At 55.9% G+C, this 15567-nt stretch carries 14 protein-coding genes and 1 pseudogene; 2 read left to right on the forward strand and 13 right to left on the reverse strand.

Annotated features, from left to right (window positions below; translation table 11 throughout):
- The 8 genes from A3K90_RS00590 to A3K90_RS00625 all read right to left on the reverse strand — a co-directional run.
- On the reverse strand, positions 1 to 737 hold a 737-nt coding region (locus A3K90_RS00590; RefSeq protein WP_303680674.1), incomplete at its 3' end, for a beta-1,6-N-acetylglucosaminyltransferase.
- On the reverse strand, positions 734 to 1687 hold the full coding sequence (waaF, locus tag A3K90_RS00595) for a lipopolysaccharide heptosyltransferase II (protein ID WP_303680675.1): 954 nt from the start codon (positions 1685 to 1687) through the stop codon (positions 734 to 736). The genes waaF and A3K90_RS00590, both read right to left, overlap by 4 nt.
- Entirely contained in the window at positions 1684 to 2547 is an 864-nt protein-coding gene (locus tag A3K90_RS00600) for a glycosyltransferase (RefSeq protein ID WP_303680676.1), read from the reverse strand. The genes waaF and A3K90_RS00600 overlap by 4 nt, the downstream gene beginning before the upstream one ends.
- Positions 2548 to 2549: 2 nt before the next feature.
- The gene (locus tag A3K90_RS00605) at positions 2550 to 3344 is read right to left on the reverse strand and encodes a glycosyltransferase family 2 protein (RefSeq protein ID WP_303680677.1); all 795 of its coding nucleotides are present in this window, start codon (positions 3342 to 3344) and stop codon (positions 2550 to 2552) included.
- Entirely contained in the window at positions 3341 to 4090 is a 750-nt protein-coding gene (locus tag A3K90_RS00610) for a glycosyltransferase family 2 protein (RefSeq protein WP_303680678.1), read from the reverse strand. Before A3K90_RS00610 ends, A3K90_RS00605 begins: the two co-directional genes overlap by 4 nt.
- Positions 4069 to 5157 carry a glycosyltransferase family 9 protein gene (locus tag A3K90_RS00615; RefSeq protein ID WP_303680679.1) on the reverse strand — a complete coding sequence of 363 codons (1089 nt, stop codon included), beginning with the start codon at positions 5155 to 5157 and terminating at the stop codon, positions 4069 to 4071. The genes A3K90_RS00610 and A3K90_RS00615 overlap by 22 nt, the downstream gene beginning before the upstream one ends.
- Positions 5150 to 6079 carry a glycosyltransferase gene (locus A3K90_RS00620; protein ID WP_303680680.1) on the reverse strand — a complete coding sequence of 310 codons (930 nt, stop codon included), beginning with the start codon at positions 6077 to 6079 and terminating at the stop codon, positions 5150 to 5152. Before A3K90_RS00620 ends, A3K90_RS00615 begins: the two co-directional genes overlap by 8 nt.
- A 14-nt stretch (positions 6080 to 6093) precedes the next feature.
- The gene (locus tag A3K90_RS00625) at positions 6094 to 7014 is read right to left on the reverse strand and encodes a lysophospholipid acyltransferase family protein (protein ID WP_303680681.1); all 921 of its coding nucleotides are present in this window, start codon (positions 7012 to 7014) and stop codon (positions 6094 to 6096) included.
- Between the two features lie 149 nt (positions 7015 to 7163).
- On the opposite strand from A3K90_RS00625, the gene A3K90_RS00630 reads away from it, so the two are divergent.
- Both A3K90_RS00630 and A3K90_RS00635 read left to right on the forward strand, forming a co-directional pair.
- Positions 7164 to 9098 carry an ABC transporter ATP-binding protein gene (locus A3K90_RS00630; RefSeq protein ID WP_303680682.1) on the forward strand — a complete coding sequence of 645 codons (1935 nt, stop codon included), beginning with the start codon at positions 7164 to 7166 and terminating at the stop codon, positions 9096 to 9098.
- Positions 9099 to 9104: 6 nt separating this feature from the next.
- Positions 9105 to 9716, forward strand: a complete 612-nt coding sequence (locus A3K90_RS00635; RefSeq protein ID WP_303680683.1) for a methyltransferase domain-containing protein — start codon at positions 9105 to 9107, stop codon at positions 9714 to 9716.
- On the opposite strand, the gene A3K90_RS00640 is transcribed toward A3K90_RS00635, so the two are convergent.
- The 5 genes and pseudogenes from A3K90_RS00640 to A3K90_RS00655 all read right to left on the reverse strand — a co-directional run bounded on the left by A3K90_RS00640 (position 9717) and on the right by A3K90_RS00655 (position 15371).
- Entirely contained in the window at positions 9717 to 10943 is a 1227-nt protein-coding gene (locus tag A3K90_RS00640; protein ID WP_303680684.1) for an O-antigen ligase, read from the reverse strand.
- A 41-nt stretch (positions 10944 to 10984) separates the two neighbouring features.
- On the reverse strand, positions 10985 to 12859 hold the full coding sequence (locus tag A3K90_RS00645; RefSeq protein ID WP_303680685.1) for a nucleoside-diphosphate sugar epimerase/dehydratase: 1875 nt from the start codon (positions 12857 to 12859) through the stop codon (positions 10985 to 10987).
- Positions 12859 to 13419 carry a sugar transferase gene (locus tag A3K90_RS10255; RefSeq protein ID WP_369690394.1) on the reverse strand — a complete coding sequence of 187 codons (561 nt, stop codon included), beginning with the start codon at positions 13417 to 13419 and terminating at the stop codon, positions 12859 to 12861. Before A3K90_RS10255 ends, A3K90_RS00645 begins: the two co-directional genes overlap by 1 nt.
- 348 nt (positions 13420 to 13767) lie before the next feature.
- Positions 13768 to 14865: pseudogene (locus A3K90_RS10260) on the reverse strand (glycosyltransferase family 4 protein); the annotation flags it as partial.
- A 2-nt stretch (positions 14866 to 14867) separates the two neighbouring features.
- Positions 14868 to 15371, reverse strand: a complete 504-nt coding sequence (locus tag A3K90_RS00655) for a hypothetical protein (protein WP_303680687.1) — start codon at positions 15369 to 15371, stop codon at positions 14868 to 14870.
- Positions 15372 to 15567: the final 196 nt, after the last annotated feature.

Below are 15567 nucleotides of genomic sequence, written 5' to 3' on the forward strand. Positions count from 1 at the left end.
CCATAACGGTACTCCCAGACAATGAAGCGTCGGGGATCGTTAATTATGGCATCCTTGAACGGAGAATTGAGGAGCACTGTCTGGAAGAAAATCTCCTCAGCGCAGAACGAGTGATCGAACGCTTTCATGAACCGGGGATGCTCCGCCGCATACCGCATGGCATACTCAAGGCACTCCCCGGTGAGAGACCAGTATGTACCACCACCATGGAAGCGGACATCAGACGGCAAGTTCCGTTTGATGAACAGAAACTTCTGTATGGCTGCAAACAATCGAATCACTCTTCGCCTGAACATGGTCCGCCCATCGAACACGTCAAAGAAGTTATAGTAGAGCAGCCGGTCGTACCCGCCATCTTTCCATGCCGGATTCGGCAACGGTGCGAACTCCATATAATTAAGAAGTTTCGCCCCCTCAGCGAAGAGCGCTTCGCCGCTCATGAGGGGGTAATCCTGGCCGGTGATAAGGTGACAGTACTCCATTCCATCCTTCAACGCCTCTTCGACAAGCAGCAGAATCGCCTTCAGGTGGTTATTCCCACCCCAGTTCACCCTGTACCGGCTGAACACCTTCACGTTTTTGTACTTCCTTGAAAGTTCAAAAAAAGCCTCAACGACCTCCTGCTTCGATTTCCTGTCAACATGCACAAAAACACTGAACCCGTCGCCAAGCTGGCGTATCGTCCGTTCAAGCCACGCCGGCTCCTTGAACGCAGTGACCAGTACCCCTTGTTTCATAAACCACTACCTCCTATCTCTTCGAGCGCTTCGGCAACCATCGATGGCAAGAGGTTCTCCTGGCACCGGTAATGCCCGTACCGGCAGGTCCGCTGGAAGCATGGCGCACATGGCTCGGTCGACTGCATGATGACGCTCCTGCTGCCGAGCGGACGGGTCCAGACAGGGCTCGTCGAACCAAACAGGCCTATGAGCGGCGTACCGACGTACCCTGCGAGGTGCATCAACCCCGAATCGTTCGACACCACCGCTTTTGCCGCAGCCATGATGCCTGCCGCCTCCACAAGGGATGTCTTCCCGGTCAGGTCTTCCACCCTGCCAGGCGCTGCTGCGGCAACCTTGTAGGCCTCATCGCTGTCGGCAGCAGTACCCAGAACCACGACCCTTTCACCTGCCTGCAGCCGGGCCAGCTCAGCAAAATGGGGCCAGCGTTTCGCCGGACCGTATGCTGCACCGGGACAGTAGACGACCACCCCGCGATAATGTTCATCGGCTGGCACCGCTTTCCCGCCCCATGCTTCGGGTTCGCAGTACGGTACCTGAAGAATCTCGGCATACTCCTGCGTGATATGCTGCGACTTGTCGCGGAGCCTGCCCGGAAGCCGCTCGGTCAAAAGCAACCCGCGCATCTCACGCGAAAGCCCCCATCGAACAGGAATGCCCGCCTGGAAAGCGAACCACGCCGATGAGAAGGAATAGGGTAATAGGTAAATAGCGGAAAACCCCGCAGACTGCACGGACTCAAGCGTCCGACTGCGCTCTGCACTGTCTGCCCGATCAAATGCAATCTGCGGCAACTCGGAAAGGAGCCCTACCAGCCCGCCCATCTTCTTCGGAATGAGCAAGGTTGTTTCCGCCCGGCGCCGAGCCGGTAGGCGTTCGGCAACGGAAAGGGCAAGCAGGAGATCCCCGATCCAGTTCGGCAGGAGGATGGCGGAACGGCTCTTCATTTCACTGCAATAAAGTGTTTCTTGCTCAGCTCGAGCCCCAGCGCCCTCTCCAGCTTGAGCATGAACCGGTGCTTCTTCTCCCGTTTCGTCAGCACGTGGTCGGGGTTAGCTTGGAACAGTCCCTGCTCCTTCGCCAACCACTCCCTGATCACCTCCGGATGAGTGCCAGTGAACGGCCTGATAATCTGCTGGTCGATTTCGCCGTAGTCGATGCGCTTATGGCTGTTGCTCCAGTACTTCTGCACATTCTCCGACTTCCGGTTCATCTCCTCCTCGCTCCGCACCCAGCCGTAGTGGTAGATATGCGCCCCGCTGTGCGCGGCCCGCGGGTAGCGGGTCACCCGCCCCCGATCTGCCAGCACATGCCAGAAGAGCCCATCGGGCGCACAGCTCTTCACGGAGTTTTTGATGATGCGAGCCTCGCGCCGGTACCAGCCGGGAGAATCGAGCACGCTCCGGGCGTTGCCGTAGAAATGGTGGTAATCGAACGTCAGTGCCTCCACCCTGTCGTCATCGAGATGGCGGCGGCAGGCATCAACTATCTTCTGCAGTTCATCCTCATGCACGACTTCATCGCCCTCAAGGTAAAAGGCCCAATCGCCAGAAGTGTTGAACTGCGCAATCATCTTCTGCTGGCCGTAGACGTAGCCGCCCGACTGCATCTTGTCGTTCCACCTTGACTCGATGATGCGGATTTTCGGGTCCCCTATCGAATGCACCCTCTCGAGCGTGTCGTCGTCCCCGTACCCCACGTTCACGACAAACTCGTCGACAATTGAGAGGACCGAGCGGATCGACTCCACGAAGGGAAATCCATAGATGGTTCCGTTCCTTATGAAGGTGAAGGCGCTGATTTTCATACTCACTGCTTCTCCAGATACTTGTCGATGCCGTTCGGGCAGCGAACCTGTTTCTCGGTAATGGCCCGCTCAAGGAGCCGATCGTTCTCCGGCAATGCATGCCGGGTGTTCTCCTTATGCCACAGGTGCGCCGCGATGGCGCTGAAACGCACATTGCGCCGCAGCACACCGCTGTTGAACAGCCTTACGACAAACTCGCTGTCCTCGCGACCCCACCCTACAAAATCCTCATTGAACCCGTTGACTCGTATGCAATCCGACCTGAAAAAGGAGATGTTGCATCCCCGGATTCCTTTCAACGCACTCCCTTTTATTGCCAGCACTCCGGCAAGCCACGGCAGGCGGACTGCATTCTTGCGGTTGCCGATCCCCTGCTCGAAGGGTGAAATGTCGGTCTCCTTCCTCATAAACCGCTGTTTCGTGTTCTCTTCGAACAGCAGCACCCGCGACCCCTGAATGAACGTTCCTTGTTGCGCGAGCCGCTTGTGGTCGCCGATGAAGTCGGGATGGAGCACCATATCGCCATCGACAATCACGATATAGTCCCCGTTTGCAGCAGCCACCGCCCGGTTCCTCGATGCGGAAAGACGGTACCCTTCGTCATCCTGCCATACATGCCGCACAGGAATGGAGGAGGACTGCCGGTACTCTTCGACCAGTCTGGCGGTATCGGACCGGCTCCCGTCATCGGCTACGATTACCTCGTCGGGCGCTTCCGACTGCCGGATCGCACTCATGAGCGAAAGTTCAAGCGCCTCCGGCCAGTTGTATGTTGTGATGACAAGACTGCACTTCATCGGCGGTTCGCTTCGTAGAGCTTGATGTACTTGTAAAAGACCCCGTTGGCGTTCGAGACAGATATCAGGAGCCCCTCGTATCCGTATAGCCACCCCCTCTTAAGGATGTAGTACTTGAAAAACGAGAACGCCGCATAGAGGAACGCCTGTAAAGCCGATGCGCTCTTCTTTCCCTTCCGTTCATCGGCCCAGAGGGTCGAGTAGTGCTGCAGCTTGGCAATCAGCTGCGAAGCGTTGTCGTATGCGTAATGCTTAAGGCGGCCACGCAGCCGCACAATCCGTGTCGCATCGTTGATTTCGAGACCCTCATGAATCATCCTGTCGTTGAATCGAAGGCGCTTCCGGTTGAAGAGGCGCTCCACCCGGTCGTTGTCCCAGCCGCAACCATTGATGAGGCGCCCGTGGTACTGGTTGTCGCGCCCGACCGCGTAGACACAATGCTCGTCGAGCTGCATCGACTGAATTTCTTCTGCAAGAAAGGAGCTCACTACCTCGTCGCTGTCGACGGAAAGGATCCAGTCGTTCGACGCCTTGTCGACTGCAAGGTTCTTCATCGGCCCGAAGCCGAGGAAAGGGTGCTCATGCACCACCACGTTCGGGAAGCTGCGGGCAATCTCGAGCGTACGATCACCGGAGCCGCTGTCGAGCACGACCACCTCATCGAACCCCCGCAAGGCTTCAAGACACTCCCTGAGGGTCGCTTCCGAATCCTTCGTAAGGACGGTTACCGTGATTTTTTCAGCCAAGAGGCAACTTCCTGATAAATGGTTTCGGGCTCAATACGGAAGAGGCAGTCGCTTTTGCCGTGATGGTCATCGCACCCGGCCTTACCACACGGCACGCACTCCATATCCGCCTGGAACATGGTAATGTTGCCATAGGTCTGTAACGGCATGCTTTCGCCGGTGGCTCGGTGCAGACTGTTGCACCATGGAGACCACATGGCCGGCAGTGTAGGGCCGAAGATGGCAAACACCTGCCGATCCTGAGCGGCCGCTATGTGCATGTTCAATGTATCAGCACCAATATACGTCATTGAGCAGGCACTCAGTGCAATCAGTTCGTCCATGCTGGTGCACCCGATGAAATCGTGCAGGTTCCGGAGCTTCGGTAGAGAACGCTTGATCTCCATATCCACCGCACTTTTCGAGCCCGTCACCACAATCGGGACCCCAAGCCCGTCTAGCTTCTCAAGGAGCTCAATGCGAAGCTCTTCGGGATAGACCTTGTAGCTGTACTGCGCCCCTGGATGGAAAAGGATGAACGAACCGATGCCCCGATCCGCAAGCATCCGCTCCACACTCGAAGAGGCGGCAGCAGAATGATGCGCCCGCACCTCCAGCGAACCGGAATCGATCCCCAGCAGCTCCAATGCTGCGGTGTTGTTCTCGAGGATATGCCGACCCGTATTGAACAGGTAATGATCTGAAAGCAGCGCCCGCTTCCACCAGGACTTCGCGGGATCCGGCTCGACCGCGCTGATTGCCCTCCGGCCCGCCGCGAGCGCAAAGAGCACCGAACGATCACTAGCCGTCAAACTGATTGCGAGGTCATATTTTCTGAAAAGCTTCCTATAGAGATCCGCGGTCTGACCTTTCTTCCCCTCAGCGCGCAGACGATACGAATAGGTATGGATCTCCCCGATATGAGGCAGCGTGTGTGCAATTGCCAGCGTGTCGTCGTTGATGAGCAGGTCGATGCGGGGACTGCCGTACGCCTCGAATAACCCTCTGATCAGGGGCTCCGAGAGGAAAACGTCGCCGTTGGAACGCTGGACGACAATCAGGATGCTGTTGGGGGTATGTTCAGCCAAAGACGTCCTCCCCGCCGAGCAAGCGTTCGTAGAGGGTGAGGTAATTGCCGGCACAGACCGCTGAGGAGAAATTGGCCATCGCCCACTCGCGGCAATCAAGAGGCCTGCAGGCCATTGCCCGCTCAAGCGCGTCGGGGAACTCCTCGTCAGTAGTGAAGAGTGCGCCCACTTCCGGTGGCACAAGCTCCGGCACGGCTCCGCGCGGTGTTGCCACGACCGGCGTACCCGACAGCAGCGACTCTACCAGAACCAGGCCAAACGGCTCCTCCCAGCTGATGGGAAAGAGCAGCGCTTTTGCGTTGGAGAACAGTTCCGCCTTCTCTTCGCCGGCGACCTTCCCTACGAACTTCAGCCCGGGATGGAAACTCTCCAGTAACCCACCGCCCTTGATGAGGTCGAGACGCGTGCCGCCGGCAAAAATCGTACGGTGCCCATACCTGCGGGCCAGCCGTATTGCTCGCTCGGCTCCCTTCGCCCTACGGCGGATCAGTGAGAAGAAAAGCAGGTAGTCCTGCTTCCGATCGCGGAAATGGAACTCGTCAGGGTTGACTCCGTTGTACACCACGACCTTGACGTTGTGCTGACGGGCGTGGCTCCGGCTGATGCAGACCGTGTTCTTAGGCAGGACAGCTCCTTCGGCTACACCGTGCAGAGTATAAATCCACGGGCGGTCGAAATCGGGAGGCGGACCCCAGGAGTGGAAGTGGACGATATCGGCACTCTTTGGAATGACCTGCAATGCATCCTCGTGGGTATCGGCGGGAATGCACTCCACCCCCTGCAGAGCCGTACCGGTCGGAGCCACCACGGAAACCCTGTGCCCAAGCTTCAGGTACTCCCCGATGAGCCAGGCAATCAGCCGCTCGGTTCCTCCGTACTTCTTCGTCGGAAGCCGGGTGTCATTGACGAGGCAGATATGCATAGCTGTCCTCTCCCTCAAGCGTTTTTCCAGCGGTTGTGCAGCCAGAACCACTCTTCGGGCCACCTGTAGATGTACTCTTCCAGCACGTTGGTATAGCGGATGGTGAGGGTCTCGATATCCTCCCTGCAGAACTTCAGATCGGCAGTTTCAATCTCCCTTACATCCACCCGGTAGTGCCCGTTCTCGGCATGTCGGCACATGCCGACGAAAAGCGGCACCTTTGCTCGCAGCGCGAAAACGGCCGCTCCCTGGAACATGGTCGCCCTGCGCCCGAGGAAATCCCCGTAGGCGCTGGCTCCCGGATCTGACTGGTCGGCGAGGATGGCCAGCACCCCACCCTCGTTCAAGAGACGCAAACCCTCGCGCACCGCATCCCCTTGATAGACGATGCTGTTGCCGTTGAGGGTACGGAACCGGTTCATGGCCTCATCAAGTGCTTTGTTGGTGAGCTCTTTAACGATAATAGTCATAGGCATGGCCTTCATCCCGAAGGCCATGGCCATAAGCTCCCAGTTGCCGTAATGGGCTGACAGCATCACCGCGCCCTTCCGACCGTTCTCGGTGCCCTGCCAGAATAAAGACACATCCATATCGACAAGAGCGTCAATGTCGGCCTGCTCCCTGATGAGGGGAAAACGGAGCACATCGATGAACGTCCTTGTGATGTTGCGGTATACACCCGTAGCAATCCGGCGCACCTCCTCCTGCGACTTTTCGGGAAAAGTCAGCGCGAGGTTCCGGTAGACAAGGTCCCTGCGCAGACCGACCACATGATGGATGGCGTCCCCTGCCAGATCGGCGAACCGCATAGCCGCAGGGCGACTCACCGCGCGCAGCAGTGCGCCGAGCAGCATCACCGCCCAGGCGATCAGAGTCTCGGCGGACCTGCTCCACCGGCGTAACCGATCATCCTTTTTGCTTGTCAACTCTACCATGCACTCTCACTGCTGCTCGAAAAAAACTTCGAGGTAAAGGTACAAAACTTGTGGCCATCCGCCTATTGCCTCAATCGGAGGAAGTCTTCTTTCCGATTTATACAGTATATTAGCGCTTCAGCACCGATGAATCCACCCCGGGAACCTTCATGGCCGTACTGCTCAGAATCCTCCGATACCTTGCCCCCTCCAAAGGAAACGTCGTGCTCGTCGTCGTAGTCAGCATGATGACGTCCATCTTCAGTGTCATCTCGATCTACTCGATCCTTCCGCTCCTGAACGCCGTCTTCACCTCCAGTGAGAGCATCAGCATGCTGGAGACCACCGGCAAGCAGGCCACCCCCAATAATCTGGCACTCAGGCCAAACCAGCCCCGGACGCCTCCTTCGGAACCGGCACTGCATACCTCGCCCGACAGCTTCGACTTCAAGCGCGATACCGGCGCACTCAAGGAGTGGGCACTCACCCGGTACCAAAGCCTCTTCAGGGCCGAAACGAAAGAGCTCATGCTCCTGAAGATCTGCCTCTTTCTGATTTCAGCCTTCGCACTCAAGAACCTCTTCGTCTACCTGAACCAGATCCTCATCTTCAGGATCCAGAGCAAGACCGCCAAGAAACTCCGCGACGATATCTTCGCAAACATCATCGAGATGCCGCTCGGCTACTTCAACCGCAACAAGGTCGGCAACCTGATGAACTACGTGTACAACGACGTTGAAAACGTCGACCGCAGCATCAGCACCACCCTCGTCAATTTCCTGCAGAACCCGTTCTCGATATTCGTCTATGTGGCCGTCCTGCTCGCCCTCAGCTGGAAACTGACCCTGTTCGCCGTCGGCAGCTCGCTCGTCATCTTCTTTTTCATAAGCCTGATCGGAAACGGCATCAAGGGCCATGCAGCGGCCCTGCAGGAGCGGCTCAGCGACATGAACTCCGTCCTCCAGGAGAAGTTCAACGGCATCAAGCTCATAAAGGCAACCGCCTTCGAGCACGAGGAGCTCGGTCGCTTCAGGGCATTCACCGACGATTTCCGCAAAACAACCATACGCATTTTCCGGCTGCGCGACCTGACGGGGCCGCTCAACGAAACCCTCCTCATCGGCGCCATCGCCATGGTACTCTGGTTCGGCGGGCTGCAGGTCTTTGCCGGTGTCATGACAGCCAATGAACTGCTCGTCTTCGCCTTCACCCTTTACTCCGTCATGGGCCCCCTGAAAATGATCGGCAACGCCCATAACTCCCTGCAGATCGGCCGGGCATCGGCCGAACGGATCTTTGAGGTGCTCGACACCAAACCGACCCTCGTCAACGGAAAGACACCCATCAGTACCTTCCAGGAAGCTATCCGCTTCGAGAACGTATCCTTCAAATACCGCGAGGAAGCTGATGCACCCAACGTGCTCGACAACGTCAGCTTTGAAATAAAAAAGGGCGACAGTGTCGCCCTCATAGGTCAGTCCGGTTCCGGCAAGTCCACCGTGGCGGACCTCCTCATGCGCTTCTACGATGTCGATTCCGGCCGCATCACCATTGATGGCACCGACATCCGTGATCTTGATTATAAGCAGCTGAGAAAGATGGTCGGCGTGGTAAGCCAGGAAGTGATTCTCTTCAACGACACCATTGAGCATAACATTGCCTACGGCATGCACGAAAAGGTCACCCGGGAGCGCATCGAACAGGCTGCCCGGCTCGCCAACGCCCACGGCTTCATCACGGACAAGCCCGATGGATACCGGACCCTCATAGGAGATCGTGGCATCCAGCTCTCCGGCGGACAGCGCCAGCGCCTTGCGATTGCGCGCGCCATGGTCAAGAACCCTGAGCTCCTCATTTTCGACGAAGCCACGAGCGCCCTCGACAATGAATCCGAGAAGGTGGTGCAGGAAGCCATCAACCATGCCATGGAGCACCGCTCCTCACTCGTCATCGCCCACCGCCTCTCGACCATCAAGAACGCCAGCAGGATCATCGTGATGGAGCGCGGCCGGGTGGTTGAATCAGGTACCCACCCGGAACTGCTCGCAATGAACGGTGCTTATAAAAACCTCTACGACCTGCAGTTCAACGCCCCACAACAATGATCTCCTATGAGTACCTACCTTGAACTGAAAAGGAAGATAGCCAAGCACCTCATGCGGAGCAGCATCGGCCTGCCGAAAATCAAGGATCTCAACATGGTCTATCGTAAGTACGATGCAAAAACGCTAACGGCCGAAGCATCATCGACACTCGACATAGGCTGCGGAAGCGAGCCACGAAACCCGTTCGGCGCCGCCGAACGCTTCGGCATCGACGTCTTTGAAAACCCGGAGAAAGGAATCAGGAAAGCCGATCTGGCCATAGAGCCCATCCCCTTCGGCAACGCCACCTTCGACTTCGTAACAGCCTATGATTTTCTGGAGCATGTCCCTAGGCTAGTCTACCTGCCGGAACGCAGGCTGCCCTTCATCGAACTCATGAACGACATCTGGAGAGTACTCAAACAGGAAGGAATCTTTTTTTCCTGCACCCCGATCTATCCCTTCCCGCCGGTCTTCCAGGATCCCACGCATGTTAACTTCCTCACCGAAGAAACCTTCCCGCTCTATTTCGATGACCAGCGGCGCTGGGGGGCCATGTACGGCTTTACTGCGAGCTTTCGAATCCTAGAACAGTACGTAAACGGGCAAAACCTGATCAGCCTGCTGCAGAAAGCCTGACTACCCCTCCGCCTCTTCAGGCCACAGCCGATAAGTGAACGCACTGAGATAGACGAAAAGCATCGTCGTAAAGAAGCCTCGAAGGTACGTGTCGCTCAGCATGATGAATGCGAAGATTATCGGCAGAACTACACCGAACCTCTTCTGAAATGGATCGCCTGAACGGGAGGCCATATGCCACTGGGCCAGGAGGATGGATAACAGGGAAAGGATCCCGAGCAAGCCAAACTGCACCGCCTCCAGCACATACATGTTATGAGGGTTCGTCGTGGCGCCAAGTTGTGTAGTTCTGGCATCGACCTTTGCATACTCCGCGATGAAGTCACCAGTCCCCACTCCCGCCAATGGATGGCGCTGCACGATATCGAAGGAATTCACCGCAAAGGTGATCCTTGCGCCGACAGGACTGCCCTTATGGGTATCGTAATGCTGCAGATCCCAGACTACGCCGTCCACCCGTTCCTGAAAGCTCCCATTGGTCTTGTACATCAACCCGAACACTGCCGTCACGGCAACAGCAGAAATCAGTGCCGCCTTCAGTGCATAGCGATGGTAATACTGAAAGACCACAACCACAAGCATCACGAAATAGGCCACCTGACCGGCGCGCCCCTGCGTAATGAACATATTGACGGAACCAGCCACGAAAAAAAGTAGCGCGAGAACCTTTGCCCCGCGTCCAACCGACCGATCAAAAACCAGAAAATAAAGCAGGATGTACAGGGCTATGGCGAGGAACGGGTTGTAGGTGATGTGCCCCATGAACGGCACGGGATCCGGCAATGTGGCAATATTGAAAGGAGGAACCACCCCGAACCATATCGCATAGGACAGAGCCACCTGCACAATCATGGCCGCCAGAAACGACAGAACATAATAGCGCTGATGCTCCCGCTTGACCGAAAGCATAAGGATCGGAAGAAAAAGAAGCAGGGATTCCTTCTGCAGAAGCTTGAACCCGGAAGCAAGGTCTTCGGTCCAGAACATGCCGACTATATGCAGCAGATAAAAGCCGAGTATCGCCCAAACCAGTTTATTCTGGCGAATCTGGCGCCACCCCTCCCGTTCGGCACCGGCAAGCAGCGAAAGGAATGCAATGAGCCCGGCAAGAATGCCGTCGGCTGCCACGGAAAAGGGCAGAATGAAACCGAACGCGACTAGCAGCCAGGAATTGATATTCCTGAGCTTCTGCCGCCAGGTCGGGGTTTCGAGAGAAACCGTCGTCATGAGTTTATACTTGAACCAGTGAATGAAATGAACAACCAAAACTAACCGGCAACATCCATAAGCAGACCGCGCACTGCCGACTCGTCTCCGCCGTCAATACACTCCTGCAGTCGCACCAACAGTTCTTCAAGCACTGAATCCGAAGGAGAGGGTTCAAGGGCTTTCATAATCTTGGGATGCTCAGTCTCCGCGGCATGCTCGTCAGCGATCAGCAGTTCCTCATAGAGTTTTTCACCCGGCCGCAACCCGGTCACGACGATATCGATGTCGCCGTCCGGATTGGCCGCATCGCGAACCTCATGGCCGGCAAGGCTTATCATGTTTCGCGCCAGGTCGATGATTTTCACCGGCTCTCCCATGTCAAGCAGGAAAATCTCCCCGCCCTCGGCCATGCTCCCTGCCTGAATGACCAGTTCAACAGCCTCATGAATGGACATGAAGAATCTGGTGACCTCCTCATGTGTCACCGTTACCGGCCCCCCCTGCGAAATCTGCTCTTTGAAAAGGGGAATTACCGAGCCTGATGAGCCCAGCACATTGCCGAACCTTACAGCGCAGAAACGCTGGCCAAGCCCAAGGGCCATTGCCTTCTGTGCACACTCCTGCATTACAAGTTCAGCCCACCGCTTGGTCGCCCCCATCACATTCGTTGGCCGTACGGCCTTGTCCGTAGAAATCAGCACGAAGGTCTCTACCCCATGCTTCAATGCTGAGGTGGCCAGCGTTCTGCTGCCGAATACATTGTTCAGCACTCCTTCTGCAACATTGCACTCGACAAGCGGAACATGTTTGTGGGCCGCTGCGTGATAGATAGTCTGGACCCCATGCTTCAGCAACAGCTTCTCGACAAGTGAGCGGTCCTCAACGGAACCAAGGCAGGGCACCACATCACAAACAGAGAGAGCTCTCAGTGATTTATCAATCTGATATAACGCATGCTCACTGGCTTCCAGAAGAACCAGCAACTGGGGCCGCAGCCCTGCAATCTGGCGGCAAAGCTCAGAACCGATAGATCCGCCCGCACCGGTAACCAGAACAATCTTCCCGGTAATGTTCCTTCCAAGCAGTGCGGGATCGGCAGCGACAGGATCGCGGCCGAGCAGGTCGCCGATATCGACCTCCCGTACCATGTTTACCAGATGTTTGCCGTTGGCAATCTCGGCAACAGCCGGAAGGATACGAACCTTCACCGGATACTGCTCGAGAAGCTGTACGACGGCTTGGCGCTTGAGGCTCGATGAAGAAGAAAGCGTCACGATGACATCATGGATATCGAACTTCTCGATCACGTCCCCCAATTGAGATTCCCCGTACACACGCAATCCATCAAGATCCTTTCCGAAAAGATCCGGATCATCATCAATAAATCCAGCAGGGAACAGATCCTGTCCGCCCTGCAGAGCAGCAGCCAGCTGACGCCCGGACACCCCTGCTCCGTAAATGAGCACCTGACGGCCCGAAAACTGCTTTCGCACCGGCAACCAGAGCAACCAGCGTGCTGTAAAACGCGACGTACCGATTAGGATGACGGCAAGAAGCGCGTATATGATGGGAACAGAACGGGGAGCCCCTTCCTGACCAGTCATGGAGGTCATAAAGGCAAGAAATGCCCAGAGGATGGAAGAAAACCCAACGGCCTTCACAATGGCCCACAATGCATGCTCTCCCATGTACCGCACAACAGAACGGTAGAGTCCGAACGGAATAAATAATGGAATACTCAAAGCCGGAGCCGCCAGAATCAACAACCACTGTTCGAGATTGGGTTCAAACAAAATGCCGAACCGAAGGCTATAGGCCCCCCATACGGAAAAAGTCAGCAGGACTGCATCAACGAGCATCATAGCCCCCTGCTTGCGGTTCCGTCCCAGGCCTGCCATGCTCCGGGCGAGCTTTGATGTAAGACGATTAGGCATTAATGGGTGATCCCTTTGCGAGACAAAACATTTACAATGGTCAACCAGACTATGGCGAGATCGAAGCGGAAGGAACGCCGGTGAAGATATTCTTCGTCCAAGGCCACCTTTTGAGGAATTGGCAGTTCATCACGCCCGTTGACCTGCGCCCAACCGGTCAGCCCGGGGACAAGTGAATCAACACCACGCTTCGTGCGAAGCGCGATCAAATCTTCCTGATTGAACAACGCCGGGCGGGGACCAACAAAACTCATTTCACCCTTCAGGATGCACCAGAGCTGCGGAAGTTCGTCAAGACTCGTCTTGCGAAGGAACCGGCCGATCGGGGTGAGAAACCGGTCTGGATCTGTCATAAGGTGCGTCGCCATGGGCGGAGTATCCGTGCGCATCGAACGGAACTTCGGCATCCTGAAGATCCTGCCGTTTCTTCCGATGCGATCGCTCCAGTAGAGAGCGGGGCCGGACGAGGTCGATCGCACCAGCACTGCAATGACTGCCAAGGGAAAGAGCAGGAGAATGCTGAGCGCTCCGGCAAGCATAGAGTCCGCGGTTCGCTTCACGATATCATACCGCCATGATGAACCTACAACTGCAGCTGATCCATCAACAACCATGGCAACCCATGTATTGACCATGACCAAGATGAGACTCCCAAGCGCTCCAAGCGATGCGCCCAGCATAACAAAAACCACTGGCATCCATTCCTTACCCCCGTCAGGCAGAGCAAAAGACCACCAGCACAACATTGCGACTAATGCGCCAAACAAAACGCCACCAAGGATAATCTTCCAGTCCTCAAGCAACAGAAGGAGCCCCAGAAACAGGGAGCTCCTGACCTGCAAAGACTGCCGGGAATTGTTCCCATTCAAAAAAAACTGGCCATATACGAACAAGGTCTCTGTTGCGATTTTTTTCGTATCGAATTCTCTGACAGCCTTTTTTCGACTCTCCTGTCCCATCTTCCTGCGCAACGCTTTGTCATCAATGAGTTTTTCAAGTGCATCGGCAAGGGGTTCGACACTGCGGACCGGAACAAGAAAGCCGTTTTTACCTTCTTCGACAACCTCACGGCAACCGACCGTATCTGTCGTCACTATTGGAAGGCCGCATGCTGCACCCTCCACCAGTGACTTGGGCAAGCCCTCCCGATAGGACGGCAGACAGGCAATATCAGCTTTGCGGAGGATGGCGGGAACGTCACCGCGCCAACCCCACCATTCAACCCCATACGTCCCGTTCCACTCATTGAGAGTAGATTCAGGAACGGCTGTAGGATTAGACGGGTCTAGACCCCCGACCAGAACAAACCGGGCATTGACGCCCCGCTCGAAAAGCACTCTTGCGGCAGCAACAAACTCCCTCACCCCTTTGTCCTCAAGCATACGCGCCGACAGAACAACAATGGGAACATCATTATGCTTTTCAATATTTTCAGCCTCACATAGCTGAAGGTCAACACCTGCTCCACGGATAAGGATGGCATCGTGACGGCGTACGGCACCCCACTCAACAAAAGTTGCGAGATCGTCCCCATTCTCAAAAACCACCTTACTGCCGGAAGGATTCACGAGGAGTCGATAGGCTGCCTTGAGAAATGGGCGGAATATGCGCGCACGACGATCTTGGGCACTGAACACATACCCCATACCGATAGGAGCATTCAGGATATGAGTAATCCCCATAAACTTAGCAACCAGTGTCCCGTAGAGGATGGGCTTGGCCCCCGCTTGATGCACAACATCGGGTCGGAAACGTCGGTATATCATCCATATACGGACAAGCAGCAACAATTCCGTGAATGGATTCGTGCTCCGACGTTGCAAACCAGTAGGAAAATATCTGAACCCGCACGAACGGATGACATCGGCATCCTTCCCCTCTCGGGCAGCAACAGCAACCTCATAACCCGCATCCTGAGCGGCACGAGCCCGATCAATGAAATGGGAACAGAAGAACCAGTCCTCCGTCAGGAAATAGAGAAGCCTCTTTTTGTTATTCAGCGACATGCTCAATACAGCCAGAACTCATGAACGATAGGCACCGGAGGGTGTGGAATGGGCAACACGCCGTAACCGACAATTCCCAACACCGTCAACGCAATGGCTGCGCCCCAGATGTTTTTTTTCTCTTCCTGCCCATACTGCCGCTGCACCAGCATGAAGAAAGCAACCGCATAGGGCATCAGGTAACGCGGCTGCACCAGAGGATTGACGGAAAGCACCGCCAAGGCGACCAGCAGCATCAGGCTGGCGAAAACTGCCGTCTTTCGTTCATCATTCCGGATGAACGACCAAGCCGCGAAGCAAAATGCGGCAAGCATCGATACCCCGGAAACCAGACCGACAGGTGCCAGAATGTTGAGTCCCCCTCGATCATTGAAAAATATGGTTCTCATGGCAATGTTTGTAGAGTTGCCGACAATACGGATAAGGTAATCGGCAACCGAACTGGCATCCAGCCAGGAATGGCTGAGATACGCTCCGACGTAACTGGCATAAATCGGAATATGCATAAGCAACGGGGGACCATACACGAACATGAATCCACAAAAGGCCAGAGAGACCGCGGCAAGCCCTCGCCACGGAATCCCTATGCGCCAGAGCAGAATTGCGACCGTACAGGCCAGGGAACTGAACATGTTCCCGTCTCTGACGACATACAGCCCGACAAGCATCAGAACGACGGAAACCCACGCACTTCGTTCAAGC

Origin of the sequence: Pelodictyon luteolum, from assembly GCF_001622165.1 — a bacterium.
Lineage (GTDB): Bacteria > Bacteroidota > Chlorobiia > Chlorobiales > Chlorobiaceae > Chlorobium > Chlorobium luteolum_B.

Excerpts from the sequence above, each read along its gene's own strand:
- waaF (WP_303680675.1), bottom strand. The coding sequence starts at position 1,687 with ATGAAGAGCCGTTCCGCCATCCTCCTGCCGAACTGGATCGGGGATCTC.
- A3K90_RS00600 (WP_303680676.1), bottom strand. The coding sequence starts at position 2,547 with ATGAAAATCAGCGCCTTCACCTTCATAAGGAACGGAACCATCTATGGA.
- A3K90_RS00605 (WP_303680677.1), bottom strand. The coding sequence starts at position 3,344 with ATGAAGTGCAGTCTTGTCATCACAACATACAACTGGCCGGAGGCGCTT.
- A3K90_RS00620 (WP_303680680.1), bottom strand. The coding sequence starts at position 6,079 with ATGCATATCTGCCTCGTCAATGACACCCGGCTTCCGACGAAGAAGTAC.
- A3K90_RS00625 (WP_303680681.1), bottom strand. The coding sequence starts at position 7,014 with ATGGTAGAGTTGACAAGCAAAAAGGATGATCGGTTACGCCGGTGGAGC.
- A3K90_RS00630 (WP_303680682.1), top strand. The coding sequence starts at position 7,164 with ATGGCCGTACTGCTCAGAATCCTCCGATACCTTGCCCCCTCCAAAGGA.
- A3K90_RS00635 (WP_303680683.1), top strand. The coding sequence starts at position 9,105 with ATGAGTACCTACCTTGAACTGAAAAGGAAGATAGCCAAGCACCTCATG.
- A3K90_RS00640 (WP_303680684.1), bottom strand. The coding sequence starts at position 10,943 with ATGACGACGGTTTCTCTCGAAACCCCGACCTGGCGGCAGAAGCTCAGG.
- A3K90_RS00645 (WP_303680685.1), bottom strand. The coding sequence starts at position 12,859 with ATGCCTAATCGTCTTACATCAAAGCTCGCCCGGAGCATGGCAGGCCTG.
- A3K90_RS00655 (WP_303680687.1), bottom strand. The coding sequence starts at position 15,371 with ATGCATATTCCGATTTATGCCAGTTACGTCGGAGCGTATCTCAGCCAT.